The organism is Arthrobacter sp. 2MCAF14, assembly GCF_052115645.1.
Lineage (GTDB): Bacteria > Actinomycetota > Actinomycetes > Actinomycetales > Micrococcaceae > Arthrobacter.
Map to the genome: position 1 here is coordinate 45,784 of NZ_JBFRHB010000013.1, position 23,898 is coordinate 69,681.

A 23,898-nucleotide genomic window follows, 5' to 3' on the forward strand; every position below is an offset into this window, starting at 1 on the left:
GCTGCAGACGCGCCTTCCCAAGCAGTGGAACTTAGTGCTGCGAAACCTAGCGGACGGCCACGAGGTCCACCACGAAGATCAGGGCTTCGTTGGGTTTGATGGCCCCGCCGGCGCCACGGGAACCGTAGGCAAGCTCGGAGGGGATCTCGAGGCGACGGCGGCCGCCGACCTTCATGCCAAGGAGTCCTTGGTCCCAACCCTGGATGACCTGGCCGACTCCCACGCGGAAGTCCAGCGGTGCGCCACGGCCCCATGATGCGTCGAATTCCTCGCCGGTGGACCAGGCGACGCCAACGTAGTGGGTCGAGACGGTGTCGCCGGCCTTGGCCTCGGCGCCGTCACCAACGACGATGTCCTTGATAACAAGTTCCGTGGGGACGTCGCCCTCCGGGAAGTCGATCTCCGGCTTGGTGCGGTCATAATCGCGCTGACCAAATGACATAGGTACTCCTCAATGTGATAGGGACGGTGTTGCGGAATTTTTCGGAAGGCTACTGGGCGCCCAGGATGTCGACGACGAAGACGAGGTCGCCCGTGGGCTGGCCCTGGCCCGCGGCGGCATCGCCATATGCGAGGCTCTTGGGGATGACCAGGAGGACACGGGAACCGACGGTCTTGCCCGCAAGTCCTTGCGTCCAGCCCTTGATGACGCCGTTGAGCGCGAAGCTGGCGGTCTGGCCCTTGTCGTAGCTGGAGTCGAACTTCTTGCCATCAGCCAAGGTGACGCCGACGTAGTTGACCGTCAGGGTGTCTGTCTCCTTGACGACTGCGCCCTTGCCCTTGATGAGGTCCTGCGAGACGAGGGCCTCCGGAGCCTTCGCGCCGTCGACGGAAATCTGCGGAATTCCCTTGTCATCGACCTTGACCGTGGGGAGGCCGGCGGGCGGAGTAACGGTATCGCCCTCGGGCTTGGCCAGGGGCTTGACTGCGTCCTTGACGCCAGTGACCTTGAAGACCACCAGCTGGGATGACGTTGCGGCTGCTTCGGCCGACGCCGGAGTCCCCGGAACGGCGAAAGCGATGTCAGCGCCCACCTTCGCACCGACCAGCGCGTTGTAAAGCACAGCGCTGCCGGTCTTGAGCTGGTCGTTCAGTTCGACGGGCTGGGACCCTGTCGGGAATGTGTCTTCGAGGGTCTTGCCGTCCTTGCCGTCGACGGCAATGTAGGTGATCTGCGCCACCTGGCCGGCTTTCACCTTGTCGCCGGTGCCGTCGCTGACCATCTTGATGGTCGGCTGCGTCACGTCCAAAGGCTTGTTGAATTCCAGGCCGGGTGCCTTCTTGTCTCCATTGTCGGAGACCTTGAGGGAATCCAGCTTGGCGACTTCGCCGGCGGACTGACTGGTGGGCTCCGGGGTCGCTGTTGGTGCCGGACTTCCGCCGCAGGCGGTAATCAGCAAGAGGCCGGGGATAAGAATTGCTAGTAGACGTCGCACAAATTGAACTTTCGTCGGGGCAAAAGGAGGGCATGGCCGGGCCATGCGCGTAGAGGCCTGTTAAAAGGCCAACCTCCAGAGTAGCCGGTGAAACTGGGAGTCAGCCCATCGAGTCCAGGAGGGCATCCACTCTTTCGTCGACGCTGCGGAAGGGATCCTTGCACAAAATCGTCTGGTGCGCGCGGTCGTTCAACTTCAGATGGACCCAATCCACGGTGTAGTCGCGGCCGAGTTCCTGTGCGCGCCGGACGAAGTCGCCGCGGAGTTTTGCCCGGGTGGTCTGCGGCGGCGCATCCACGGCATCCTTGATATCCGTGTCGGCCACGAGGCGTCGCGCCGCGCCGCGGGATTGGAGGAGGAAGAAGAGCCCCCGCTTGCGCGAGATGTCGTGATAGGTCAGGTCCAATTGCGCGATCCGCGAGGAATCGAGGCCGATTCCATGGCGACGCATGTACCCATCCATCAGCTTCTTCTTGATGGCCCAGTCCACTTCCGTGTCTATTCCGCTGGTGTCTCCGCTATCGATCGCGTCCAGCGTCCGCTCCCAAAGATCCAGGATGAGCGGCACATGCGGATTGTGGGCTCCATTCGAGGCTACAAAGGCGGTGACCTTTGCAAGGTACTCACGCTGGATGTCCAGTGCGGTCAGCTGCCTGCCGTTGGCCAGGCGCACCAAGGCTTTGCCGCTGAGATCATGCGAGATTTCGCGGATGCTGCGGATGGGGTTCTCCATGCGCATGTCCCGCATGATCACTCCGGCCTCAATCATGCGCAGGAGCAGGTCCACCGTCCCCACCTTCAACAAGGCGGTGGTCTCGGACATGTTGGAATCGCCGACGATCACGTGCAGACGGCGGAAGAACTCGGCATCGGCGTGCGGCTCGTCACGGGTGTTGATGATGGGGCGGGACCTCGTCGTCGCGGAGGACACGCCTTCCCAAATGTGGTCGGCACGCTGGGAGAACGCGAAAGTGGCCCCGTGGGGTGTCTTCAGGACCTTGCCCGCACCGGCAAACAGCTGCCGTGTGACGAGGAAGGGAATGAGGATCTCGGCGAGGCGCGAGAACTCGCCGCGCCGCGGAATCAGATAGTTTTCGTGGCTGCCGTAGGAATTGCCGGCTGAATCGGTGTTGTTCTTGAACAGGTAGACCGTTCCGTTGAATCCCTCCGCCGCAAGCCGAGCCTGTGCTTCATCAACGAGGTCATCGAGAATGAGCTCCCCGGCCCGGTCGTGGGCGATCAGCTGCGCGAGGTCGTCGCATTCCGCGGTGGCGTACTCGGGGTGCGAGCCGACATCCAGGTACAGGCGCGAGCCATTCGTGAGGAAGACGTTGGAGGAACGGCCCCAGCTCACTACTTTGCGGAAGAGGTATCTGGCGACTTCCTCTGGAGCCAATGGCCGCGAGTCGGGGCTCGAGTACGAAATACCGAACTCCGTTTCGATCCCGAATATCCTTTTGTCCATCTCAGGCCTCCCCTGCCAGCAGCTGCGTGATTTCTTCTGCCCTGAGCCGCCGGAAGGCCCGCCGGGATCCGCGCCCGCTTTCCGGACTTCGGTCCAACACGGCGGCCTCGACTGCGGTACCGGGCAGGGCGTCCACTTCCTTGTCTGTGGCCAGCGCCTTGACGGCCAGTCGCAGTGCGCCGGCCAGGTCAAGGTCAGCCTTCCAACCGCGGGCCACGGTCTCGGCTACTTGCTCGGCCAAGCCGCCCATCACCACAAAACCGTGCTCGTCGGCAATCGAACCGTCGAAAGTCAGCCGATAAAGATGGTCCTCGGCCTGCGTGTGCCCGACCTCTGCAACCGCAAGTTCAACTTCGAACGGCTTTTGTTCCGCCGTGAAGACGGCGCCAAGGCTCTGCGCATAGACGCTGGCCAGACCGCGGGCAGTGACGTCCTCGCGATCGTATGAATAGCCGCGGACGTCAGCGTAGCGGACACCCGCTTGCCGAAGACTCTCAAACTCGTTGTACTTGCCCACGGCGGCGAACGCGATCTTGTCGTAGATCTCACCGATCTTGTGGAGCGACGGCGACGGGTTTTCCGCGACCAGCGCGATGCCGTCAGCGCAACTGATCACGACGACGGAACGGCCGCGGGCGATGCCCTTCCGCGCGAAATCCGCACGGTCCTTCATCAGTTGTTCGGGCGAAACATAAAACTGCTGGGTCATCTCAGGCCTCCCGTCCGGCAACTGTGCGTGATTCAACAATGGATCCAGCGATGGCCGCCAACTCCCGTTCCGACACCCGGCGGGCTCCGGCGCGGTTGACGGTATATACCACCGGCCAGAGCTGCCGGACCGGGTCCGGACCGCCCGTGGCGGAGTCGTCGTCGGCGGCGTCATAGAGGGCTTCGACCGCGACGGCGACAGCCTCGTCTTCAGTGAGGTTCGGCCGCCACAGTTTTTTCAAGGCGCCACGTGCGAAGACGGAACCCGAACCGACCGAATGGTGCTCCAATTCCTCGTACCTTCCGCCGGTGACATCGTAGGAGAAAAGCCGTCCCACGCCGGTTGCCTGGTCGAAGCCCGCGAAGAGCGGGATCACCGCGAGACCCTGCATGGCCATCGGCAGGTTGCCCCGGATCATGGCACCAAGCCGGTTGGCTTTGCCGTCCAAGCTCAGCAGCGTGCCTTCGATCTTTTCGTAGTGTTCCAGTTCCACCTGGAACAACCGTGTGATGTCGATGGCCAGGCCCGCTGTCCCGGCAATTCCCAGGACGGAGTATTCGTCGGCCGGGAAGACCTTTTCGATGTGCCTGCTGGCGATCACGTTGCCCATGGTGGCACGCCGATCCCCCGCCATCAGGACGCCGCCGGGGTAACTGAGGGCGACGATTGTTGTGGCATGGGGCACCGGCGGAATCTGTCCCGCGGGCAGCGTTTGACTAAAGGGAAGGAGTTCAGGCCTGGAGCGTTGCAGATGCTCTATGAACGAAGACGTTGCTTGGGTGGCCAGGTGGCCGGCTGATGGATCTTGCATTGCTGCGCTCCTTCGACTCTGACATCCGATGCCCGGCGGCCTCGCGCCGGCCGGGCCCTTGGCTTGGCTGGCGGCTGGCTACTGGCCGCCCTTTTGCACAAATGCCCTGACGAACTCCTCGGCGTTCGATTCGAGCACGCCGTCGATTTCGTCCAGGAGATCGTCCACGCCCTGCGTGGCGACCGAGGCCTGTGCCTCTGGCGCCGCGGGCGGTGCCTCGGGGGCGTCGGCCTCTGCCTCGACGTCCCGCGACTGCGGTTGCTGCTGCTCCTGAGCTACCATTTCCTTCTCCATTCTGTCCATCCCCGGCATCGGGGACTTCCTGTAATGCCATACTGCCACGGGGCGGGCCGCGACGCTGCGCTTTTAAGGGCCCGTTTGGCAGCCTTTAGTCAGCTGCTCGTTCAGGCGGGCGGGGCCGGGTCCAGGCCCAGCAATTCACGGAGGAATGCGCCCGCTGTGGCGTGTTTCCGAAACAGCAGGCCAGTGAGTGCTTCCGTGCCGCGGAGCGGTTCCCGGGTGGGCACACGCTGCAGTTTCCCGATGCCCGGAACGTCGAAGATGACCGAATCCCAGCTGGCGCCGACCACGTCCTTGCCAAAGCTGGAAACACACTTCCCACGGAAATATGCGCGGGTGTCCGACGGTGGTTCGACCACAGCGCGGCTGATTGTGGCGTCGTCGACGATCGTCTGCATGCGGTCGCGGGAAAGCATGCGGTAGTACAGACCCTTTTCCGGCCTCACATCGGACCATTGCAAATCAACAAGGCCCAGGCGGGCGTCGTTCCATTCCAGGCCGTCACGGTTCCGGTAGCCGTCAAGCAGGGACATTTTGGCCAGCCATTCGACAGAGGAGGCGGCACCTGCCGGGTTGCTCCCCAAGAGCCCCAGCGTCGATTCCCACCGTTCCAGGACATCCCGGGTGTGGCCGTCTCCACTGAAGGAATCGGAGACCCCGGTTTCCTGGCCAAGTTTGGCCGCTGCCTCGTAGTACATCCACTGGATATCCAGCGCTGTTACGCGCCGTCCGTCGAGAAGCCTGACCGTGGCAGTCAGGGAAGTGTCGTGGCTGATTGCCTGCAGGCCCGCCACGGGCTCATGTACTTCGATCTTCGGAGCCTGGCCGGCTTCGATGAGGCTTAGCACCAAAGCCGTAGTGCCGAACTTCAAGTAGTTCGAGACCTGGCTCAGGTTGGCGTCTCCGATGATGACATGCAGGCGCCGGTATTTGTCCGCGGTGGCATGTGGTTCATCCCGGGTATTGATGATCGGACGCCTGATAGTGGTTTCCAGCCCTACCTCGGCTTCGAAGAAATCCGCACGCTGACTGATCTGGAATCCGGACGTTGAACCGTCCTGGCCCTTGCCGAGCCGCCCGGCACCGCAGATGACCTGGCGCGTGACGAAGAACGGCGTCAGGCCGCGGACGATGTCCCCGAAAGGCACCGAGCGCGGCATGAGGTAGTTCTCGTGGGAACCGTAAGACACAGATTTGTTGTCGGTGTTGTTCTTGTACAGATTGATGGCCGGCAGATCAGGATCGGCGGCGACCTTCCGAACCGTGGCCAGGGCGACGAGGTCGCCTGCGGCGTCCCACGCGACGATGTCACGGGGGTTCGTGACCTCGGGACTGGAATATTCCGGATGGGCATGGTCCACGTACAGGCGGGCCCCGTTGCCGAGGACCATGTTCATCAGCAGCGATCCTGACTCGTCGCCGCCGTCGGCTTCCAGCTCCTGCCGGCCGTACGCCAACGCGACGGCCTCGGCGTCGAGCACGGGAGGTCTGTCGGTCAGCTGGCTGGGATCTGCTGCACTGCGCTCAACCGTCCAACCGCGTGCATCATGCAGGGGTTCTTCGTCCGTGTAGTCCCAGCGGGTTTCAGCGCCCCCGGCGGCCCGCTGGCGTGTCAGGTTGGCGTAGGCCTGGATGATCCGCGCGGACATCATCGTGGCGTTCGCCCCTGGCGCGGAAGGCGCGTGGATACCGTATTCAGTTTCCGAACCCATGACCCGCATGGCCCCGCCCACGGGAAGCTTGTCCGAAGGCAGGCCTTCCGGCCGGGCCGTCACAGGTACTGGCCGGTGTTTGGAGTCGTTTCGATCGACTTCCCGGGCTCCTGGCCGGCCTTGCCCTGGACGATTGTGCGGATGTAGGTGATGCGTTCGCCCTTCTTGCCCGAGATGCGTGCCCAGTCATCCGGGTTGGTGGTGTTGGGCATGTCCTCGTGCTCGCGGAATTCGTCGACGACGGCGCGCAGGAAGTGGTCGATCCGAAGGCCCTTCTGCTGGGTCAGCAGAAGATCCTTGATGGCGTACTTCTTGGCCCGGTCCACGACGTTCTGGACCACCGCGCCGGAGTTGAAGTCCTTGAAGTAGAGCATCTCGGTATCGCCGTTGGCGTAGGTGACTTCGAGATACTCGTTGGACTTCTCGGTCGAATACATGGCTTCAACGGTGCGCTGGATGATGGCGTCGACTGTGGCTTGGACGTCGCCGCCGTGCTCGGCCAGATCCGTCGCGTGGAAAGGAAGGTTGGTGGTGATGTACTTGGCGAAAATGTCGGCGGCCGCTTCGGCGTCGGGCCGCTGGATCTTGACCTTCACGTCAAGCCGCCCGGGACGAAGAATAGCCGGATCAATCATGTCCTCACGGTTCGAGGCGCCGATCACGATGACGTTGTCGAGCCGTTCGACACCGTCGATCTCGCTCAGGAGCTGAGGGACGATGGTTGTTTCGACGTCGGAGGACACCCCGGTGCCGCGGGTGCGGAACAGCGAGTCCATCTCGTCGAAGAACACCACCACTGGGCTGCCATCCGAGGCCTTCTCCCGGGCGCGCGCAAAAATCAGGCGGATATGACGCTCTGTTTCGCCGACGTACTTGTCAAGGAGTTCAGGTCCCTTGATGTTCAGGAAGTAGCTCTTCAGGTCCACGTTTCCGGCCCGTTCGGAGGCGCGGGCGGCAAGCGAGTTGGCAACGGCCTTCGCGATCAGCGTCTTGCCGCAACCCGGAGGGCCGTAAAGCAGGATGCCCTTGGGCGCTTTGAGCCCGTGTTCGCGGTACAGGTCCGGGTGCAGGAACGGGAGTTCGACTGCGTCGCGGATCTGTTCGATTTGCGGGCCCAAGCCGCCGATGTCCTCGTAGGTAATATCCGGGACTTCCTCGAGGACAAGGTTTTCGACCTCTGCCCGGGGCACTTTCTCCAGGGCATAGCCCGTGCGGGAATCGAGCGACAAAGCATCACCGACGCGCAAGTGCACCTTCTGCAAGGCTCCTGAAAGCCTGACTACCCGTTCCTCATCGGCCCTGCCCACTACGAGGGCGCGGTCCGTGCCAAGCATTTCCTTGAGCGTGACGAGTTCGCCAGCCCGTTCGTAGCCCAGGCCTGTCACCACGAGCAGGGCCTCGTTGAGGAGGACTTCCTGTCCGACGGCCAGCTGGTTGATGTTCACGAGCGGGCTGACCCCGACGCGCATCTTGCGGCCGGCATTGAAGATATCAACCGACTCTTCGGTGGCCGCCTGGCCTGTGCTGCCTGCCGTTGGCTGGCGCCTCGGATTGATCTGCAGGATGGTCCCGAAGCTGTACGGCGGTTGGCCGTCCTGCTCGAGCGCGCCTTTGAGCCGCAGGATTTCGGCCTTCGCCGTCTCCAGCATGGTCACGAGCTTGGTGTTGTTCTGGGTGGCGGCGGCAAGCTGACGGTCGATGTGGCGCAGTTTGTCTCGAAGGATGTTTATCTGGCGTTCCGCGACAGTGAGTTCCGCGGAGTCGTCCACAGGTTGGATTGCCCCACCCCCGTGTCCCGCTTTTCCCTCAGCCACAGCCTTGTTCGATGGCTCCTCCGGCGTTGTTCGCCCGAAGTCATTGTTCGACGTATCCACGAAGCATCAGCTCCTTCCCGCTTTCTATAAATAGACCTTAGCCCTCAAAAGCGTTGGGTAACCTGTGACATCCGGAATGCGGACCAGTTTGTGATGTTTCCTCAGGGAGCGGGCGTGGGGTCGTCCTTGACGTTGGTGCCGGCAATCGCATCCCGTGCCGCGCGCCGCAGTTTCTTGTCGGAAACCGCACGCTCTCCAACGGCTCCCGGTGTCCAGGCATTCAGGTCCTCTTCGCTGAACTCCGTCTTGGAAGGACGCCGCTTGACGGAGATTCCGGTCACGCCGTCGGCGAGGCGACGGGTTACCAGGAGGAAGCCGGTGTGGGCCACCATGCGGTGGTCGGGACGGACGGCGAGGCCCTCGAGGTGCCAGCCGCGGACCATGGACTCCCAGGCGTCCGGTTCCGTAAAACGGCCGTCGGCGCGGATGGCTTCGGCGGTACGGGAGAGCTGGGTCACGGTGGCCACATAGTTGATCCACACGCCGCCGGGCGCCAAAACGGTGGCTACGGCGTCGAGGCATTCCCAAGGAGCGAGCATGTCCAGCACCACGCGGTCCACGGATCCGGGCTCTTCGCTGCGGACAACTTCCTCCTGAAAGTCGCCGAGCGAAATCTTCCAGGCCGGGTGCGGACCGCCGAAAATGGTTTCCACGTTGCCGCGGGCGATGTCGGCGAATTCTTCCCGACGCTCGAAAGAGTGCAGGTAACCGTTGTCGCCCACTGCACGAAGCAGGGAGATCGAAAGGGCGCCGGAACCAACGCCGGCTTCCACAACGCGGGCACCCGGGAAGATATCGGCCATGGTGACGATCTGGCCGGCATCCTTGGGGTAGACCACTGCTGCACCGCGGGGCATGGACAACACGAAGTCCGAGAGCAACGGGCGGAGCGTCTGGTACTGCTGACCGATGTTGTTGGCCACCACGGAACCGTCAACCTGGCCGATGATTTCGTCATGGTTGAGGAAGCCGCGGTGCGTGTGGAAGGCTCCGCCTTCCTCCAAGGTGATGGTGTTCATCCGGCCGCGTTCGTCCGTGAGTTGAACCCGCTCGCCCACACGGAACGGCCCTCGGCGCCGTGCCGCACCAGTCGGCTGGATGGCGGTGTCGGCGGCGCCGGTGGCCGTGTAGTTGGCGGCGGTTTCGCTGCTCATGGGTGTTTCCTCGCTCCTGTACGGCTGGGCCGTCATTTGTTGCCGCAGTTACTGCTTGGTGATGCGCACTGCCGGCCGGGTTATTTCACGGCCGGCAGGTAACTCTACCGGGAAGGTCCTACGGGCGTCCGCTCCGTCGGGCTACTTTACCTGTAATGGCTGTCACTACGGCCTGCTGACGCAGCAGGCCCATGACTGTGCCGGCTTCATCCACGACCGCGTATTCGGCGCCGCTGAGCTGCGCCAAATACTGGATCAGTTCCTGGCCGCTGGACGTCCAGGGCACGTAGGCCCCGTCGGCGAGCGGGGTGGAAACCGCGGTCACGAAGGTTGTGGATACCTCGGAGGCCGGCACGGCTGCAGTCGCAGCCGGATCGACCAGACCCTGTGGCCGGCCATCCGGTCCGCAGATTACGACGGCGGGCGTACCGTAGGGTGCCACGCGCAGGACGTCGGCGACCGTGGCCGAGTTCGGAATTCCGACGGCGGGTTCGGCCAAGGCGGCGGCACTCACCGAGGGGAGGCGTCCACGGAGCGTCGCCTGCTTGATCGCGCCCGAAGCGCCCATCCAGAGGAAGCTGCAGACAAGGAAGGTGATGAGCATCAGGCTGAGATCGGGCGCATTGCCAGTCAGCACGGGCAACACGACGAACCAAACAACCAGGACGATCACGATGACCCGTCCGGCCCAGCCGGCCGCCACCGTCCCCTTTTCCTGGCTGCCCGTCACTTTCCAAACCGCGGACTCCACCAAACGACCCCCGTCAAGCGGCAGGCCGGGCAGGACATTGAAGACGCCGATCAGCAGATTTGCCCACATAAGGATGTTCGTCAGCGTGTCCCCTACCCCGGTGAAGACACCAGCCTGCAGCAACAGCCAAGCCCCGCCCGCGAGGACAAAGTTGGCCGCGGGTCCCGCCAAGGCGACAAGCACAGAGCGGCCCGGGGAGGCGATGAAGCTCTCGAACTGGGTGTGCCCGCCCCAGAGATTCAAAACGATCTTCTCCGTGGGCCATTTGAAGGCCTTGGCGCTCAAGGCGTGGGCGAGCTCGTGGACCAGCACGGAAAGGGCAAGGAGCACCGCATAAGCGAAGGCAACAAAGTAGGCGCCGATTCCCAAGGAGTGGTTTCGAATCAGCAGCGCAGGTCCATAGACGATCACCGTGAACGCGGCGATGATGAACCAGGAGTAGGCGAGGTACACGGGGATTCCCGCGATGCGGCCGAGTGGAATCCCGTCCTTCCTGCCGCTGCGGGTGCTGTGGCCACCGTTCCGGGGAGTGCTCACTTAGTTTGCCTGTCCAAGGAAAGCCGCGGCCGGCACATTGCCAAGGGCCCGCTCGGCAACAAGTGCTTCAAGGTCGGCGACCTTGCGTCCCTCGAGGGTGGTCCAAGTTGCCCGGCGGGGGTCCTCGGGCAATGGCATCTGGTGTGGAATTCCGACCGTGACCACGCCGGAGGCGATCGCAGACGCAACGCCCGGGACGGAATCCTCGAGAGCGACGCAGTGATCCACGGTCAGCGCGGGGTCCGTGTCCTGGAGCCGCTCGACGGCGGCGAGGTAAGCCTCCGGGTGGGGCTTTCCTTGGCTGACGGTGTCCCCCGTGATGAGGAACTCGAAGTAGGGCTTGGGGAGGTTGGCGACGACTTCCCGCGCCATCGGGCCTTCGGACATCGTCACGAGGGCGCAGCGGACGCCGGATTGATACAGCTCGTCAAGCAATTCCTTGGCTCCAGGCCGCCACGGCACCTCGATGCGGAGACGGCCGATGACCTGGGCGCTCAAGGAGTCAACAATCTCCCGCTTTTCCAGGTTCACTCCAGCCCTTTGGAGGATGCCGGCCGAGTGCATCAATGACTGCCCTACAAGCTGCATGGCTTGTTCATGGCTCCAGGCGCCGCCGTGGGACTCCACGAGGGTTCGCTCTGCAGCAATCCAGTACGGCTCGGTGTCCACCAGGGTGCCATCCATGTCCCATAGCGCGGCTTTGAGCAGGGGCTGGGTGGCTGAAGCAAGCATGCCTAAAGTCTACGTGGAAGTAGGCACGGCAATTGCCGCTCTACGCCCGGGGCGAAGTATGGCCACGCCGGTTCACTTACGCCATGCATCGGTGGCGGTGTTGGACGTAGGGTGAGTGAATGAACAGTTTGGACGGAGCCCCTGACGGACAGGCCACTTCACCGGAGCCTGAGCGCCTTCTCCAGCCTGTAGCCGAAGGCCAGCGCATCACCGTGATGCTCGCGGCTTTCGAAGGTTGGAACGACGCCGGCGAGGCGGCCAGCGATTCCCTGCACTACTTGAACAAGTTGTGGCAAGGAAAGAAAGTGGCATCCGTTGATGCCGACGACTATTACGACTTCCAGTTCACCCGGCCGACGGTGCGACGCACCGCAGCCGGAACCCGCAAGGTGAAATGGCCTTCCACGCGCCTGTACAAGGCCAGCGTCCCGGACAGCAACGTCGATGTCGTGTTCGTACTCGGCACCGAACCTTCCTACCGCTGGAGGGCCTATACGGCCGAGCTTCTGGTCCACGCCGAAACGCTCAAGGTCGACTACGTTGTGCTGATCGGCGCCCTTCTGGCCGATGTCCCGCACAGCCGCCCGATCCCCGTCAGCACCACCTCGGACGACAGCGGATTGCGGCAGCGCTTGAACCTGGAGGCTTCGCAGTACGAGGGTCCGGTGGGCATTGTGGGCGTGCTGGCGGAATTCGCCCTGCTCGCGGGCTTGCCCACGGTGTCGCTGTGGGCGGCCGTGCCGCACTATGTCGCGCAGCCCCCCTCCCCCAAGGCACAACTGGCCATTTTGAACAGGATCGAGGATCTGCTCCAAGTGCCGCTGGACACCCATGCCCTCAACGAGGAATCGGAGGCGTGGGAGCGCGGTGTGGACGAACTGGCCACTGAAGACCCCGAAATCGCCGCCTACGTGCGGCAGCTCGAAGAGGCCAAGGACACAGCTGACCTGCCGGAGGCCAGTGGCGAATCCATCGCGCGCGAATTCGAGCGCTACCTCAAGCGCAGGGGCAAGGACAAGCCCTGACGGGCTGTCTCCGGGGGGTGCGGTGCGCATCTAAGCCAACGCGGGGTCACTTACGGCCCGTCCAAGGGGACATCATGGGCCGTAAGTGACCCCGCGTTGTTTAGATATTAGAGCTCGACGCCGAGCAATCCGTTGATCGCGTCGCTCACCAGCGCCGAATCCAGGGCGCCGGGCTCGGCGTCGGAAGCGTTGCTGAGGGCTGCAGCGGCCCAGGCGTCGACGGCGGCGACCGCGCCGGGAGCGTTGAGGTCGTTGGCGAGCTCGGCACGCATCCGCGTCAGTAGTTCCGCCGCTGTTCCCTCGGGAGCAATGTCCCGGGCGGCCCGCCACGTGTTGAGCCGTTCCTTGGCCTGGCCGAATCCTTCGTCGGTCCAGGACCAATCCGAACGGTAGTGGTTGGCCAGGATCGCCAGGCGGATGGCGGCAGGCTCTTCGCCCGCGGCACGGAGCTTGGACACAAGGACCAGGTTGCCCTTGGACTTGCTCATCTTTTCGCCATCCAGGCCCACCATTCCGGCGTGGGCATAGTGGCGGGCCAAGGGAACGCCGCTGAGCGAATACGCGTGTCCGGCACCCATTTCGTGGTGCGGGAAGGCGAGGTCCGATCCGCCGCCCTGCACAGTGAACGGAGCCGGAAGGTACTTCTGGGCGATGACGGTACATTCAATATGCCAGCCGGGACGTCCGTCACCCAGGCTTGCACCGGGCCAGCTCGGCTCGCCGTCGCGGGCAACGCGCCATAGCAATGGATCAAGGGGATTCCGTTTGCCGGACCGCCCGGGATCGCCGCCGCGTTCTGCGAAAAGCTCCAGCATTTCCACTTCGCCGAGCCCCGAGATGTCACCGAGGGTCCATGCGTCCGGGCTATCGGAGGCCTTGCCGGCTGCCTCGACGTCGTAATAGACGTCGCCGTCAGGTTCGCCGCCAGTGCCGTGCACGCGGTAGGCGAGCTCGTCCGCGATCAACTTCTCGATAGCCGGGACAATCATCGGGATCGCCTCGACAGCTCCGATGTAATAATTCGGAGCCAGCACATTCAGGGCGTCCATGTCGGTCTGGAAAAGCTCAATCTGGCTCGCGGCCAGCTCCCTCCAGTCAACGCCGGTGGCGGTGGCGCGCTCCAGGAGGGGATCGTCGACGTCGGTGACGTTCTGGACGTACGCAACCCGCTGGCCGCTGTCGCGCCATGCGCGGTTGAGCAGGTCGAAGGCGACGTAGCTGGCCGCGTGGCCCATGTGGGTGGCGTCGTAGGGCGTGATGCCGCAGACGTACATGGATTGCTCCGCGCGTGGCTCGACCTCCACGAGGGCCCTGAGGGCGGTATCGAACAGCCTCAACGGGGGCATGCTGCCGGGTAGTTCAGGCACAGGGCGGGAGATCCACGATTTCACAGCCTCAACCATAGTGCTAGGCGCTGATGACATTGAAACCGAGCAATACATAGAGGGCGAGTCCCAGGAGAATGCGGTACCACACAAAGACACGGTAGCTGTGGGTTGAAATGAATTTGAGGAACCAGCCAATGATGATGAAGCCCACAACGAAGGCAATGACCGTGGCCAGGGCCGTTTCCGGAAGACCGAAGGGTCCGGTGATTCCTTCCTTGGACACCACCTTGTACAGCTGGTAGAGGCCGCTGCCGAAGACAGCGGGTATGGCGAGCAGGAACGAATACCGTGCGGCAGCTTCACGCGTATACCCCATCAAGAGGCCGGCTGTGATGGTTCCGCCGGAGCGGGAGACGCCCGGGATGAGCGCCATGGCCTGGGCCAGACCGTAGAGGATGCCGTGCTTGAAAGTCAGTTGGCTCAGCTCGCGTTCCTGCTTGCCAAGGGCGTCGGCCACCGCGAGGATCATGCCGAAGACGATGAGCATCGTGGCGACGATCCAGAGGCTGCGCAGCACGGATTCGATCTGGTTCTGGAAGAGCAGGCCGAGCACGATGATGGGCAGGCTGCCGAGGATGACCAACCAACCCATCCGCGCGTCGGGATCGTCCCTGGCCACCTTGCCGCGCAGCGATCCGAACCAGGCGCGCACAATCCTGACGATGTCGCGCCAAAAGAAGACAATGACGGCCGTCTCGGTGCCCAGCTGGGTAATGGCCGTGAAAGCAGCTCCGGGATCCGCCGCATTAGGCAGGAACGAGCCGACAATTCGCAGGTGTGCGCTCGAAGAAATCGGAAGGAATTCTGTTAGGCCCTGCACGAGGCCAAGGAAGGTTGCTTCTATCCAGTTCACGTGAATAGACCCTACGTCATGATCTACCCGATCTCCCCGTAAGCTATCAGCTATGCAGCAGCGTTACGTCGGCAACAGTGGGTTTCGGGTGTCCACCCTTTCCCTGGGCACCATGTCCTGGGCGGAAGAAACGGACGAACAGGATGCACGGGAGCTGCTCCATACGTTCATCGCCGCAGGCGGCACCATGATCGATACCGCGGCCTCCTACGCAGGAGGACAAGCCGAGGCTCTCCTGGGCTCCATGCTGGGCGACGTCGTGGCGCGTTCGGAGATTGTCCTCTCCACGAAAGCGGGCGTCTCGACGTCGGACGGCCGGCGCAGTGTCGATGCCTCCCGCGGTTCGATGCTGTCCGCACTCGACGCCAGCCTTGCCCGCTTGGGAACAGACTACGTGGACATCTGGTTCGCGCACGCTTGGGACGGCAACGTTCCGCTGGACGAAACGCTTTCCGCGCTTGACCTTGCGCTGCGTTCGGGACGCGCACGGTACGTCGGCATCTCCAACTACAACGGTTGGCAGACCGCCAAGGCTGCGGCCGTCGCGGGATTCACAGTGGTGGCCAACCAATCCGAATACTCACTCCTGCACAGGAAGCCCGAAGACGAACTAGTGCCCGCCGTCGAGGATGCCGGCCTCGGCCTCATGGCGTGGGCACCCCTCGGCCGCGGGGTGCTCAGCGGCAAATACCGTGGCCAGATTCCCTCGGAATCACGTGCGGCGGAGGGCCGCCTCAGCGGCTACGTCGAAAAGTACCTCGACGCGCGGGGCGCACGGATCGTCGAAGCGGTGGCAATGGCCGCGCGCGGATTGGGACGCTCCGCCGTCGACGTGTCGCTGAGCTGGTTGCTCTCCCGCCCGGGCGTATCCACCGCCATAGTGGGCGCACGCAATGCGGTCCAGCTCAAGGAGTTGCTCGATGCGCAGCTGGCGCCTCTTCCCGCTGAAATTTCGCGGGCACTGGAAGACGTTTCAGCAATCTGACCCGGCTGTTACGCCGGCATTACTGGCCCGGCATTACTGACCGCGCGCTACCGGTCACTGCATTACTGGTCAAGGATCTCCAGCTCGTCTTCATCGAGGAGTTCATTGTTCTCCTCGTCGTCATCCTCTTCATCGTCGTCGAACACCTGAAGTGGTGTGACTTCCGAGTAGGCCTCGTATAGTGAGTCCTCATATACCTCAAAGGCATCTGCGACGGCGAAAAACGCTGCCTCCACAGCGGGATCTCCTTCGCCCCGGCGGGCGGAAGCGGCAATCAGGTGCTCTTCTAAGGCGGCTGTCAATGACTGAAGCGCGACACGCGGATCGATGCTCATGACTTCACGTTAGCCCGAAAAAGACGAAAATGGAGAGGGATGAGAGAACAATTTCTGAGCAGTTCAGTGGAGCGTCAGCGGGACTACGCAAGGCAGTACGAGTATCTCGTACTGACCGTTAGTCCTGACGATTCCTTGCCCGAGGCGCGGCGTCGGCTCGTGGAGCACTCCGAATATGGCAAGTGGGAACTGGAGCGGAGCATCCTCTATATCGGCGGCGGTCGCCGGTTCTGGCTGCGCCGCAGAGTACTCAACGTACAACGCACCGTGTAGCAGCACGGCCGTTTTTCGGGTTCCCCGCTCCAGCTTCCGAGCGTTTCAGCTTTCGAGCGGACCAAGCCACGCGTTGGCTACTGTGGTGTGCGCTGATTCGTCATTGGAGGGATGGAAGATCCCGGCCAGCACATCGCGGTACAGCCGTTCGAGTTCCGAGCCCCGGAAGTAGCTTGAGCCTCCGGAAACCCGGAGTGCCACATCCACCATGGTCCGGGCGTTCTCCGTGGCCCGCACCTTGAGCCCCACCAACTTGGGGAACCATTGCGCCCCGTGATCAACCAGCGCATCCACGTCACGGGCAACTGACGCCAACTGCGGCTGGATGGAATCCATTGACATGGCAGCGTCGGCGATCTTCCAGCGGATGTCCGGGTCCTGCGAGAAGCTCCGGCCGCCGTACTTGGCCGAGCTCCGGCGCTTGACGGCCTCGACTGCCAGTGTGAACGCCCGCTCCCCGATGCCTGTGTAGACGGCGGCAAGCAGCGTTTCGAAGCACGCGAAGATGGCGAAGATCAATGGATCCTGGTTTGGGCCCACCGGCAGCTTCCGGAAGATCCGTTCCGGCGGCACCATGGCGCCCTGCAGGAGCGTGGTGTTCGATTGGCTGGCCCGCATGCCCAGGGTGTCCCAGTCACTCAGTGTCTCGTGCCCCGGGGCGTCCCGGTGGATGAAGCCGAACACCAGCTCCCCGTTCCCCTCCCGTGCGCCGCTGTCCTTGCCGAAGATGCCGAGGCGGGTCCATGCCGGCGACAGGCTCGTGAAGATCTTCCGCCCGGTGAAGCTGTACCCGCCGTCCAGCTGCGGTTCCGCCGTGGTCCCTGAGTCGAAGAGCATGGAGTCATTTCCCGCCTCGGAAATCCCGAATGCAAAGACCTCGCCCCGTCCTGACTCCTTGAGGACATAGTCAAGGGAGTTGTCGCCGCGGGCCGCAAGGACGTGCGCGACGCCGGTCCAGACAAGGTGCATGTTGACGGCCAACGCGGTGGCCGGGGCAGCCGTGGCCAACCGGCGCTGAAGCGCCGCCGCGGCTTCGAGCCCGAGCCCCAGTCCGCCGTCGGATTCCGGGACGAAGAGCTTCAGGTAGCCAGCCGCTGCGAGCTCCTCAAGATCTTCGTGGAAGAAGGAGTTGTTCTGGTCGTAGCCCGCGGCGCGGCCCCGGATGCGGTGGAGCAGCTCGTCCGGCAGGATCTCCTCAGGGGTCAAGGCTTCTCCCTAGTAGGTGCTCAGCAGGGTGTTGAGCACCCTGGATCCGAACTTGAGCGAATCAGCCGGGACGCGCTCGTCAACCCCGTGGAACATCCCGGTGAAATCGAGTTCGTCCGGGAGCATCAGCGGGGCGAACCCGTAGCCTGTGATGCCGATCTTGCTGAGCGACTTGTTGTCGGTGCCGCCGGACAAGGTGTACGGCAACACCTTGGCGCCGGGGTCCTCCGTGTGCAACGCGTCGATCATGGCGTCCACCAGGTTGCCGGCAAACGGCACCTCCAGGGACACGTCCTTGTTGACGTAGCTGACGTCCACGCCGTCGCCGGCAAGTTTTTTGACGGTTTCGAAGACCAGTTCCTGCTGGCCCGGGAGCGTGCGGCAGTCCACGAGCGCTTCCGCCGATTCGGGGATGACATTGTGCTTGTAACCGGAACTCAGCAGCGTGGGGTTCGAGGTGTTTTGGAGGGTGGCCCCCACGAAGCGCGCGACGGTGCCGAGTTCCTTCAGGAGGGTCTCGGGGTTGTCCGGATCGAACTCGACGCCGGTCAGTTCCGTCACGCCGTCGAGGAATTGCCGCGTGGTGGGGGTCAGCTCGATCGGCCAGCGATATTCGCCGATTCTGGTGACTGCCCCGGCCAGGCGGGTGATCGCGTTGTCCGTGTTGATTTGCGAACCGTGTCCGGCACGGCCGTGGGCCACGAGGCGCAGCCAGGAAAGGCCCTTCTCCGCGGTCTGCAGCAAGTACGTGCGCTGGCCTCCGATGGTGGCCGAGAAGCCACCTACTTCGGAGATCGCTTCCGTGGCACCGTCGAAGAGTTCCCTGCGGTGCTCGACGGCGTAGCGCGCGCCGTGGTTGCCTCCGGCTTCCTCGTCAGCGAAGAACGCGAAGATGATGTCCCGCTTGGGCTTGCGTCCCGTGCGGGCGAAGTCACGCATGACCGAGAGAATCATGGCGTCCATGTCCTTCATGTCCACGGCGCCGCGTCCCCAGATGAGTCCATCCTTGAGTTCGCCGCTGAAGGGATCCACGGACCACTGATCCCTCAGCGCCGGAACGACGTCGAGGTGGCCGTGCACCACGAGGGCGCCGGCCGAGGGGTCCTCCCCCGCCATCCGGGTGACGACATTGGCCCGGCCGGGAGCCGACTCAAGGATTTCAGCGTCCAATCCCACTTCAGTAATAAGCGCCGCGGTGTATTCCGCTGCGACGCGTTCCCCGGGACCGGAATCGTCACCGAAGTTCGAGGTGTCTATGCGGATGAGTTCCTGGCAGATCCGGACTACTTCGTCCTCGGGTCGGATATCAGTCATGGAACTCTCCTTGCTGGCTGGGATGGACATACTCCGGCGGGTGGGCAGTTGGTGCGGACGCTCCCGCGCGCTTCCCTCAGCCTACCCACCGCACGCTCGTTTGGCCGCGTACTTTCCTGCGTTTTGGTGCGGATTGGCGGGGTCCAATTGCCGTTGCCGGCACCTTCTCGGGCTCCGGTTTTTTTATTTCCCAGAAACCGTGTTAGAGTTTTTCTCGCTGCTTCGGAGGAAAGAGAAGCGCCGAGAGGCGCAGAACGAAGGCTCCGAACACCACCTGCGCGGGTGGCGGAATGGCAGACGCGCTAGCTTGAGGTGCTAGTCCTCGAAAGGGGGTGGGGGTTCAAGTCCCCCTCCGCGCACAATTGCAAGGCCTGGAATTATGATAATTCCAGGCCTTGTTTGTTTAACGTGAATTTGCGTTTTCAGACACTAATGCGGCGTTCATCACATTTATTGAATTGCATTATGGGGAATTCGCCCACGGCAGTGAACCTGGCGCCGAACCTCGCTCCGCGAGGAAAGGCGACGGCGGCCGCCCACGTGGGCGACCGCCGTCGTCGTAACCGTTTGAACCTTGAACCTTGAACCCGAAACCGGCGCCCTACAGCGCCGTCACGGAGCCGCTGAAGTGCCTCCTGCCGCTCCGCGGGTTCCAGGCGACGTAGTCCGAACGCTCCCATGAGCCTGACGCAGAATGGACTGTGCCGATTTCCAGGGCCACCCGCGCCGGGAGGAACACCGGTGCCTCGAAATTCACGTCCCATCGGAACGATTCCGATTTCACCGAGCCAACGTCGGCCAAGGCCCGGGATGCAAGGTACATGCCGTGCGCGATCGACCGCGGCAGGCCGAGCGCTTTGGCCGAGAGGAGGCTCAAGTGGATCGGGTTGAAGTCTCCGGATACGGTGGCGTAAAGGCGTCCGGTATCCACGCCTAGCTGCCAGATGGCTGTTGGTGCGGGTGCCGTGAACTCATTTGGAGCGGCGGCCGTAGCGGCCTTGTCGACTCCAGGCAGGAAGACCCCCTTGGCCAAATACGTCGAGACGCCCCGCCAGAGCAAGGCCCGGTCGTTGCTCGATCGGACTTCGGCGACGACGTCCAGCTGGGTTCCGGCCCTGTGTCCGCGCATGTCCTCGGCCCAGGACCGGAGGTCGAGCGACTCCCTGAACTGGACTGCCCGCAATTGCTCCACGTGGTTCTTCAAATGGATCATCCCCAGCAGGGGAAGCGGGAAGTCGTCCCGGTTCAGCACGCTCATGGAAACCGGGAACGCGAGGGCATGGATGAAGCCGGCCGGCAGTGCGTCACTCGCAGTCTCGCCGATCAGGTGCTGGTAGGCGGTGAGGTTCGCGACGCCGGCCCGCACCCCGCGGACCTCGTGGCTCCCTTGGGGCAGCGCGGTGGCTGCCTGGAAACCCATCACCCTCCGCCGTGCCGCCGTCGCCGCCGCATTCACGTACAGCTTCGAGAGGGACGGCAGCTCCCCCAGGATGAGCGGTTGTTCCGTAGTCATGCACCCACCAGGTTCTGTCCGCAGACCCTGAGCACTTCTCCCGTGATTCCAGCGGCGGCATCCGATGCCAGGAACGCAATTGCCTCTGCCACGTCCCCGGGCAGTCCGCCCTGCTGCAGCGAGTTCAGCCTGCGGGCTACTTCCCGGGTGGCGAAGGGGATCCGGGCGGTCATGTCGGTTTCGATGAAGCCGGGCGCGACCGCGTTGATGGAGCCGCCGCGTTCCGCCAGCAAGGGCGCCGTGGCCCTGACCATGCCGATCACTCCCCCTTTGGAAGCAGCGTAGTTGGTCTGCCCGCGGTTGCCTGCGATGCCGCTGGTGGAGGCCACCGACACGATCCGTGGGGTTTTGTTGAGCTGGTCCGAGCCCAGGAGTGCCTCGTTGATTCTCAACTGCGAGGCGATGTTCACTCCGATGACGGAATTCCAGCGGCCCTCATCCATGTTGGCCAGGAGCTTGTCCCGGGTGATGCCGGCATTGTGGATGACGATATCGAGGCCGCCATGGCGTTCCACGGCGTGGTCGATGATCCGCCTCCCGGCGTCCTCGGCCGTGATGTCCAATTGCAGGGCAGTGCCATGGACCTCGTTGGCGACTTCGGCGAGGTGGTCGCCCGCAGAGGGAATATCCACCACCACGAGCCGGGCGCCGTCCCGGTGCAGGGTCCGTGCGATCGCCGCTCCGATGCCACGGGCAGCTCCCGTGACGACGGCGACCTTGCCGGCCAAGGGCTTGTCGGCGTCGGCGGGAAGCCGGCCGGTGCCTGAAGTGACAGTCAGGAACTGACCATCCACGAACGCGGACCGTCCGGACAGGAAGAAGCGCAGCGCGCCGAGCGCGCTTGGGCTCGTGGTGCCGGTACCGTCCCCGAGGAGAATGCCGTTGGCCGTGGCACCTGCCCGGAGTTCCTTGGCGAGGGAACGCAGCAGGCCGTCGACGCCTTGACGGACCGCGGCAACAGCCGGGCTGGCGGCAGACGCGGAGGTGCGGGAGATCGTGACGACCCTTGCACCGGCGGCCAGATCACGGAGCGACGGGGCCGCAGTGAGAACCGGTCCGGCAAGCTCTTCCGGATGCTCGACGGCGTCAAGCACCAGGATGATCGCCCCCAGCTTTTCCTTGGGCAAGGCCGAACGCCGAACGTCGAGGCCCCAGCCCACCAGGGCGGCAGCCAATTCGTCGGCGCCCGCAGTTTTCCCGTTGCCGCTCCCAAGCACAAGGACCGGACCCGGAACCAGCGGTTCTCCCGCTTTGTACCTCCGGAGCACGGCAGGTTGGGGCACGCCGAGCTTTTTTGCCAGGTCCTTGCCGATCCCGTGGCTGACAAACTGTGTGTATTTGTCCGTCATGCCGCCTACCGACCTTCCGGAGCAGAGTAGGCCTCAAGGATCGCGACGACGCCCTGCCCTCCGGCTGCGCAGACGGAGATGAGTCCACGGGCGGGCCGGCCGTCCACCGGGCCGTTGTCGTGGAGCATTTTCGCCAGCGAGGCGACGATCCGTCCGCCGGTGGCGGCAAAGGGATGGCCGGCGGCGAGGGACGAGCCGTTGACGTTGAGCTTGGCGCGGTCGATTTTGCCGAAGGCGCCATCCAGTCCCAGCCGGGTACGGCCGAATTCCTCGTCTTCCCACGCGGCGAGGGTACTCAGGACGGTGCCCGCAAAGGCTTCGTGGATTTCGAAGAAGTCGATGTCTTCGAAGGACAGGCCGTTGCGTGCGAGGAGTCTTGGTACTGCAAAGGCCGGGGCCATGAGGAGTCCGTCCTTGCCGTGGACGAAATCGACGGCGGCCGCCTCGCCGTCGACGACGACGGCCAGTTTGGGCAGGCCCCGGGCGTCCGCCCATTCCTCAGTGCCGAGGAGCACCGTGGAGGCACCGTCCGTGAGCGGAGTGGAGTTGCCGGCCGTCATCGTGGCCTCGGCCCCAAGGCTCTTTCCGAAGACAGGCTTGAGGGTGGCCAACTTCTCCATGGATGTATCGGGCCGGAGGTTCGAATCACGGCTCAGCCCACGGTACGGAGTCACGAGGTCATCGAAGAAGCCACGTTCGTAGGCCGCGGCGAGGTTGTGGTGGCTATTGAATGCGATCTCGTCCTGCGCTTCGCGGCTGATCTTCCATTGGGCCGTGGTCAGCGCCTGGTGCTCTCCCATGGAGAGGCCGGTCCGCGGTTCCCCGGTGTTCGGAGCATCCGGCGCGAGGTCCTTGGGACGCAGCCGAGAGAGGACCTTGAGCCGATCGGGCAGGGACTTGGCTCGATTGAGGTCAAGCAGGATTTCGCGGAGGCCCTCACTCACGGCAATAGGGGCATCCGAGGCAGAGTCGACGCCGCCGGCGATGGCCGAGTCGATCTGGCCCAGCTTGATCTTGTTGGCGAGGCCCAGGACGGTCTCAAGGCCGGTGGCGCACGCCTGCTGGAGATCGTAGGCAGGCGTCTCCGGGGAAAGGACCGAGCCCAGCACTGCTTCGCGCGTCAGGTTGAAGTCGCGGGAGTGCTTCAGGACGGCTCCTGCGGCGACCTCACCGATTCGCTCCTCTTGAAGGCCGAAGCGTGCGATCAGCCCGTCGAGTGCCGCCGTCAGCATGTCCTGGTTTGACGATTTGGTGTAGGCACCGCCGGTCCGGGCAAAGGGGATCCTGTTCCCGCCAACCACCACGGCCCTGCGGAGTGCGCCCTGGGTTGAGGGGGATTCGTGTGGTGCGCTCGCGGAATGTGCTGCTTCAGGCATGCGTTTCTCCTTATGATCACATCGGGTTACTGATACCCAGCGTACCTGATACGCTGAGTATCGTGAACATCCCCAGCCCCGGACTTCCTGCAGAACACGACGCCGGGACCCCGCCTCCCGCGGACAGCGAGGCTCCCGCCGTCGACGGCCGTGCCGCCCGCTGGCAGGTCCACCGCGAAGAGCGACGGCGCGATCTCATCAAGGCCGCCCGCAAGGCTGTACATTCGCTGGGCAGCGAGGCCTCCATGGAGGACATCGCGACGGCCGCCAGTACCTCGAAGTCGGTGTACTACCGCTATTTCGGGGACAAAGCCGGCCTGCAGCAGGCAATGGGCGAAGTAGTGCTGGGACAAATGCAACGGCGAATGAAGGAAGCAGCAGAAAGCGCGCAGACTCCACGCGAAGGCCTGTTCGCCATGGTCTCCGCGTACCTGCAGATGGCCGAGTCCAGCCCCGCCGTCTACGCGTTCATCACGCGGCTCTCGCAAGGCGAACCCTCTGCGCAAGACGCCATCGCCGCCTCGGGAGCCCTTGGTCACTTCTTCGACTCGATCAGTGCCATGATCGCCCGGCCCATGCGGGAACACCTGGGGGCGGAAAAGGAAGCATTGATCGACTACTGGCCCACCGCGGCCATCGGACTGGTCCGCAACGCCGGCGAGAGGTGGCTCGGTAGTCCCGCCTCCGCAGCAAAGCCCGACCAGGAAACCATGGCGGCCCAAATCACGGATTGGCTGTGCGTGGGAATCGCCCCGGAACTCAAGATCAACTCCCCTGAATATCAGCAATGACTCCACGTT

At 63.7% G+C, this 23,898-nt stretch carries 23 protein-coding genes and 1 tRNA gene; 5 read left to right on the forward strand and 19 right to left on the reverse strand.

Annotated features, from left to right (window positions below; all coding sequences use genetic code 11):
- Positions 1-46 precede the first annotated feature (46 nt).
- The 11 genes from AB4074_RS11000 to AB4074_RS11050 form a co-directional block, all read right to left on the reverse strand.
- On the reverse strand, positions 47-442 hold the full coding sequence (locus AB4074_RS11000) for an FKBP-type peptidyl-prolyl cis-trans isomerase (RefSeq protein WP_345451770.1): 396 nt from the start codon (positions 440-442) through the stop codon (positions 47-49).
- A gap of 49 nt (positions 443-491) precedes the next feature.
- Complete coding sequence (locus AB4074_RS11005) at positions 492-1,436, reverse strand: FKBP-type peptidyl-prolyl cis-trans isomerase (RefSeq protein ID WP_441413408.1); 945 nt, start codon at positions 1,434-1,436, stop codon at positions 492-494.
- Positions 1,437-1,536: 100 nt separating this feature from the next.
- Positions 1,537-2,901 carry a Pup--protein ligase gene (gene pafA / locus AB4074_RS11010; RefSeq protein WP_441413409.1) on the reverse strand — a complete coding sequence of 455 codons (1,365 nt, stop codon included), beginning with the start codon at positions 2,899-2,901 and terminating at the stop codon, positions 1,537-1,539.
- Between the two features lies 1 nt (position 2,902).
- Positions 2,903-3,610 (reverse strand): proteasome subunit alpha, encoded by a 708-nt coding sequence (gene prcA, locus AB4074_RS11015; protein WP_345451774.1) that lies wholly within the window; start codon positions 3,608-3,610, stop codon positions 2,903-2,905.
- 1 nt (position 3,611) lies between these two features.
- Positions 3,612-4,421: a proteasome subunit beta gene (prcB, locus tag AB4074_RS11020; protein WP_441413410.1), complete on the reverse strand. Its 810-nt coding sequence runs from the start codon at positions 4,419-4,421 to the stop codon at positions 3,612-3,614.
- A 78-nt stretch (positions 4,422-4,499) separates the two neighbouring features.
- Positions 4,500-4,703: a ubiquitin-like protein Pup gene (locus AB4074_RS11025; RefSeq protein ID WP_441413411.1), complete on the reverse strand. Its 204-nt coding sequence runs from the start codon at positions 4,701-4,703 to the stop codon at positions 4,500-4,502.
- 122 nt (positions 4,704-4,825) lie between these two features.
- Complete coding sequence (dop, locus tag AB4074_RS11030; protein WP_441413460.1) at positions 4,826-6,442, reverse strand: depupylase/deamidase Dop; 1,617 nt, start codon at positions 6,440-6,442, stop codon at positions 4,826-4,828.
- A 50-nt stretch (positions 6,443-6,492) separates the two neighbouring features.
- On the reverse strand, positions 6,493-8,307 hold the full coding sequence (gene arc, locus AB4074_RS11035; RefSeq protein ID WP_441413412.1) for a proteasome ATPase: 1,815 nt from the start codon (positions 8,305-8,307) through the stop codon (positions 6,493-6,495).
- Positions 8,308-8,408: 101 nt separating this feature from the next.
- On the reverse strand, positions 8,409-9,461 hold the full coding sequence (locus AB4074_RS11040) for a tRNA (adenine-N1)-methyltransferase (protein ID WP_059389235.1): 1,053 nt from the start codon (positions 9,459-9,461) through the stop codon (positions 8,409-8,411).
- A gap of 118 nt (positions 9,462-9,579) precedes the next feature.
- Positions 9,580-10,749 carry a site-2 protease family protein gene (locus tag AB4074_RS11045; protein ID WP_441413413.1) on the reverse strand — a complete coding sequence of 390 codons (1,170 nt, stop codon included), beginning with the start codon at positions 10,747-10,749 and terminating at the stop codon, positions 9,580-9,582.
- The gene (locus AB4074_RS11050) at positions 10,750-11,481 is read right to left on the reverse strand and encodes an HAD family hydrolase (protein WP_441413414.1); all 732 of its coding nucleotides are present in this window, start codon (positions 11,479-11,481) and stop codon (positions 10,750-10,752) included. It lies immediately after the preceding gene.
- A gap of 119 nt (positions 11,482-11,600) precedes the next feature.
- On the opposite strand from AB4074_RS11050, the gene AB4074_RS11055 reads away from it, so the two are divergent.
- Entirely contained in the window at positions 11,601-12,506 is a 906-nt protein-coding gene (locus tag AB4074_RS11055; protein ID WP_284755619.1) for a PAC2 family protein, read from the forward strand.
- Between the two features lie 107 nt (positions 12,507-12,613).
- Here the strand turns inward: AB4074_RS11055 and mshC are convergent, their stop codons facing one another.
- The gene (gene mshC / locus AB4074_RS11060) at positions 12,614-13,897 is read right to left on the reverse strand and encodes a cysteine--1-D-myo-inosityl 2-amino-2-deoxy-alpha-D-glucopyranoside ligase (RefSeq protein ID WP_441413415.1); all 1,284 of its coding nucleotides are present in this window, start codon (positions 13,895-13,897) and stop codon (positions 12,614-12,616) included.
- A 16-nt stretch (positions 13,898-13,913) separates the two neighbouring features.
- Positions 13,914-14,747, reverse strand: a complete 834-nt coding sequence (locus tag AB4074_RS11065) for an undecaprenyl-diphosphate phosphatase (RefSeq protein WP_441413416.1) — start codon at positions 14,745-14,747, stop codon at positions 13,914-13,916.
- A gap of 52 nt (positions 14,748-14,799) precedes the next feature.
- On the opposite strand from AB4074_RS11065, the gene AB4074_RS11070 reads away from it, so the two are divergent.
- On the forward strand, positions 14,800-15,732 hold the full coding sequence (locus tag AB4074_RS11070) for an aldo/keto reductase (protein WP_441413417.1): 933 nt from the start codon (positions 14,800-14,802) through the stop codon (positions 15,730-15,732).
- Positions 15,733-15,794: 62 nt separating this feature from the next.
- Here AB4074_RS11070 and AB4074_RS11075 read toward each other — a convergent pair whose 3' ends face one another.
- Complete coding sequence (locus tag AB4074_RS11075) at positions 15,795-16,067, reverse strand: hypothetical protein (RefSeq protein WP_236811050.1); 273 nt, start codon at positions 16,065-16,067, stop codon at positions 15,795-15,797.
- Positions 16,068-16,106: 39 nt separating this feature from the next.
- Between AB4074_RS11075 and AB4074_RS11080 the strand changes: the two genes are divergently transcribed.
- Positions 16,107-16,340 (forward strand): DUF5703 family protein, encoded by a 234-nt coding sequence (locus tag AB4074_RS11080; RefSeq protein WP_059389241.1) that lies wholly within the window; start codon positions 16,107-16,109, stop codon positions 16,338-16,340.
- 45 nt (positions 16,341-16,385) lie between these two features.
- Here the strand turns inward: AB4074_RS11080 and AB4074_RS11085 are convergent, their stop codons facing one another.
- Positions 16,386-17,546 (reverse strand): acyl-CoA dehydrogenase family protein, encoded by a 1,161-nt coding sequence (locus tag AB4074_RS11085; protein WP_441413418.1) that lies wholly within the window; start codon positions 17,544-17,546, stop codon positions 16,386-16,388.
- A gap of 9 nt (positions 17,547-17,555) precedes the next feature.
- A complete protein-coding gene (locus AB4074_RS11090; RefSeq protein ID WP_441413419.1) occupies positions 17,556-18,860 on the reverse strand; it encodes a M20/M25/M40 family metallo-hydrolase in 1,305 nt (434 codons plus the stop codon).
- A 276-nt stretch (positions 18,861-19,136) separates the two neighbouring features.
- Here AB4074_RS11090 and AB4074_RS11095 point away from each other — a divergent pair.
- Positions 19,137-19,219 (forward strand) — tRNA-Leu (locus tag AB4074_RS11095).
- A 242-nt stretch (positions 19,220-19,461) separates the two neighbouring features.
- Here the strand turns inward: AB4074_RS11095 and AB4074_RS11100 are convergent.
- The 3 genes from AB4074_RS11100 to AB4074_RS11110 are packed head-to-tail and all read right to left on the reverse strand — an operon-like array spanning position 19,462 to position 23,098.
- Positions 19,462-20,373: a MaoC family dehydratase gene (locus AB4074_RS11100; protein ID WP_441413420.1), complete on the reverse strand. Its 912-nt coding sequence runs from the start codon at positions 20,371-20,373 to the stop codon at positions 19,462-19,464.
- On the reverse strand, positions 20,370-21,722 hold the full coding sequence (locus AB4074_RS11105) for a 3-oxoacyl-ACP reductase (RefSeq protein ID WP_441413421.1): 1,353 nt from the start codon (positions 21,720-21,722) through the stop codon (positions 20,370-20,372). Before AB4074_RS11105 ends, AB4074_RS11100 begins: the two co-directional genes overlap by 4 nt.
- Positions 21,723-21,727: 5 nt before the next feature.
- Positions 21,728-23,098, reverse strand: a complete 1,371-nt coding sequence (locus AB4074_RS11110; protein WP_441413422.1) for an acetyl-CoA C-acetyltransferase — start codon at positions 23,096-23,098, stop codon at positions 21,728-21,730.
- A 62-nt stretch (positions 23,099-23,160) separates the two neighbouring features.
- Between AB4074_RS11110 and AB4074_RS11115 the strand changes: the two genes are divergently transcribed.
- Positions 23,161-23,889, forward strand: a complete 729-nt coding sequence (locus AB4074_RS11115; protein ID WP_441413423.1) for a TetR family transcriptional regulator — start codon at positions 23,161-23,163, stop codon at positions 23,887-23,889.
- Positions 23,890-23,898: the final 9 nt, after the last annotated feature.

Excerpts from the sequence above, each read along its gene's own strand:
- prcA (WP_345451774.1), bottom strand. The coding sequence starts at position 3,610 with ATGACCCAGCAGTTTTATGTTTCGCCCGAACAACTGATGAAGGACCGT.
- dop (WP_441413460.1), bottom strand. The coding sequence starts at position 6,442 with ATGCGGGTCATGGGTTCGGAAACTGAATACGGTATCCACGCGCCTTCC.
- AB4074_RS11055 (WP_284755619.1), top strand. The coding sequence starts at position 11,601 with ATGAACAGTTTGGACGGAGCCCCTGACGGACAGGCCACTTCACCGGAG.
- AB4074_RS11040 (WP_059389235.1), bottom strand. The coding sequence starts at position 9,461 with ATGAGCAGCGAAACCGCCGCCAACTACACGGCCACCGGCGCCGCCGAC.
- AB4074_RS11050 (WP_441413414.1), bottom strand. The coding sequence starts at position 11,481 with ATGCTTGCTTCAGCCACCCAGCCCCTGCTCAAAGCCGCGCTATGGGAC.
- AB4074_RS11090 (WP_441413419.1), bottom strand. The coding sequence starts at position 18,860 with ATGACTGATATCCGACCCGAGGACGAAGTAGTCCGGATCTGCCAGGAA.
- AB4074_RS11080 (WP_059389241.1), top strand. The coding sequence starts at position 16,107 with ATGAGAGAACAATTTCTGAGCAGTTCAGTGGAGCGTCAGCGGGACTAC.
- AB4074_RS11000 (WP_345451770.1), bottom strand. The coding sequence starts at position 442 with ATGTCATTTGGTCAGCGCGATTATGACCGCACCAAGCCGGAGATCGAC.
- prcB (WP_441413410.1), bottom strand. The coding sequence starts at position 4,421 with ATGCAAGATCCATCAGCCGGCCACCTGGCCACCCAAGCAACGTCTTCG.
- AB4074_RS11110 (WP_441413422.1), bottom strand. The coding sequence starts at position 23,098 with ATGCCTGAAGCAGCACATTCCGCGAGCGCACCACACGAATCCCCCTCA.
- AB4074_RS11075 (WP_236811050.1), bottom strand. The coding sequence starts at position 16,067 with ATGAGCATCGATCCGCGTGTCGCGCTTCAGTCATTGACAGCCGCCTTA.
- AB4074_RS11105 (WP_441413421.1), bottom strand. The coding sequence starts at position 21,722 with ATGACGGACAAATACACACAGTTTGTCAGCCACGGGATCGGCAAGGAC.
- AB4074_RS11070 (WP_441413417.1), top strand. The coding sequence starts at position 14,800 with ATGCAGCAGCGTTACGTCGGCAACAGTGGGTTTCGGGTGTCCACCCTT.
- AB4074_RS11025 (WP_441413411.1), bottom strand. The coding sequence starts at position 4,703 with ATGGTAGCTCAGGAGCAGCAGCAACCGCAGTCGCGGGACGTCGAGGCA.
- AB4074_RS11100 (WP_441413420.1), bottom strand. The coding sequence starts at position 20,373 with ATGACTACGGAACAACCGCTCATCCTGGGGGAGCTGCCGTCCCTCTCG.
- pafA (WP_441413409.1), bottom strand. The coding sequence starts at position 2,901 with ATGGACAAAAGGATATTCGGGATCGAAACGGAGTTCGGTATTTCGTAC.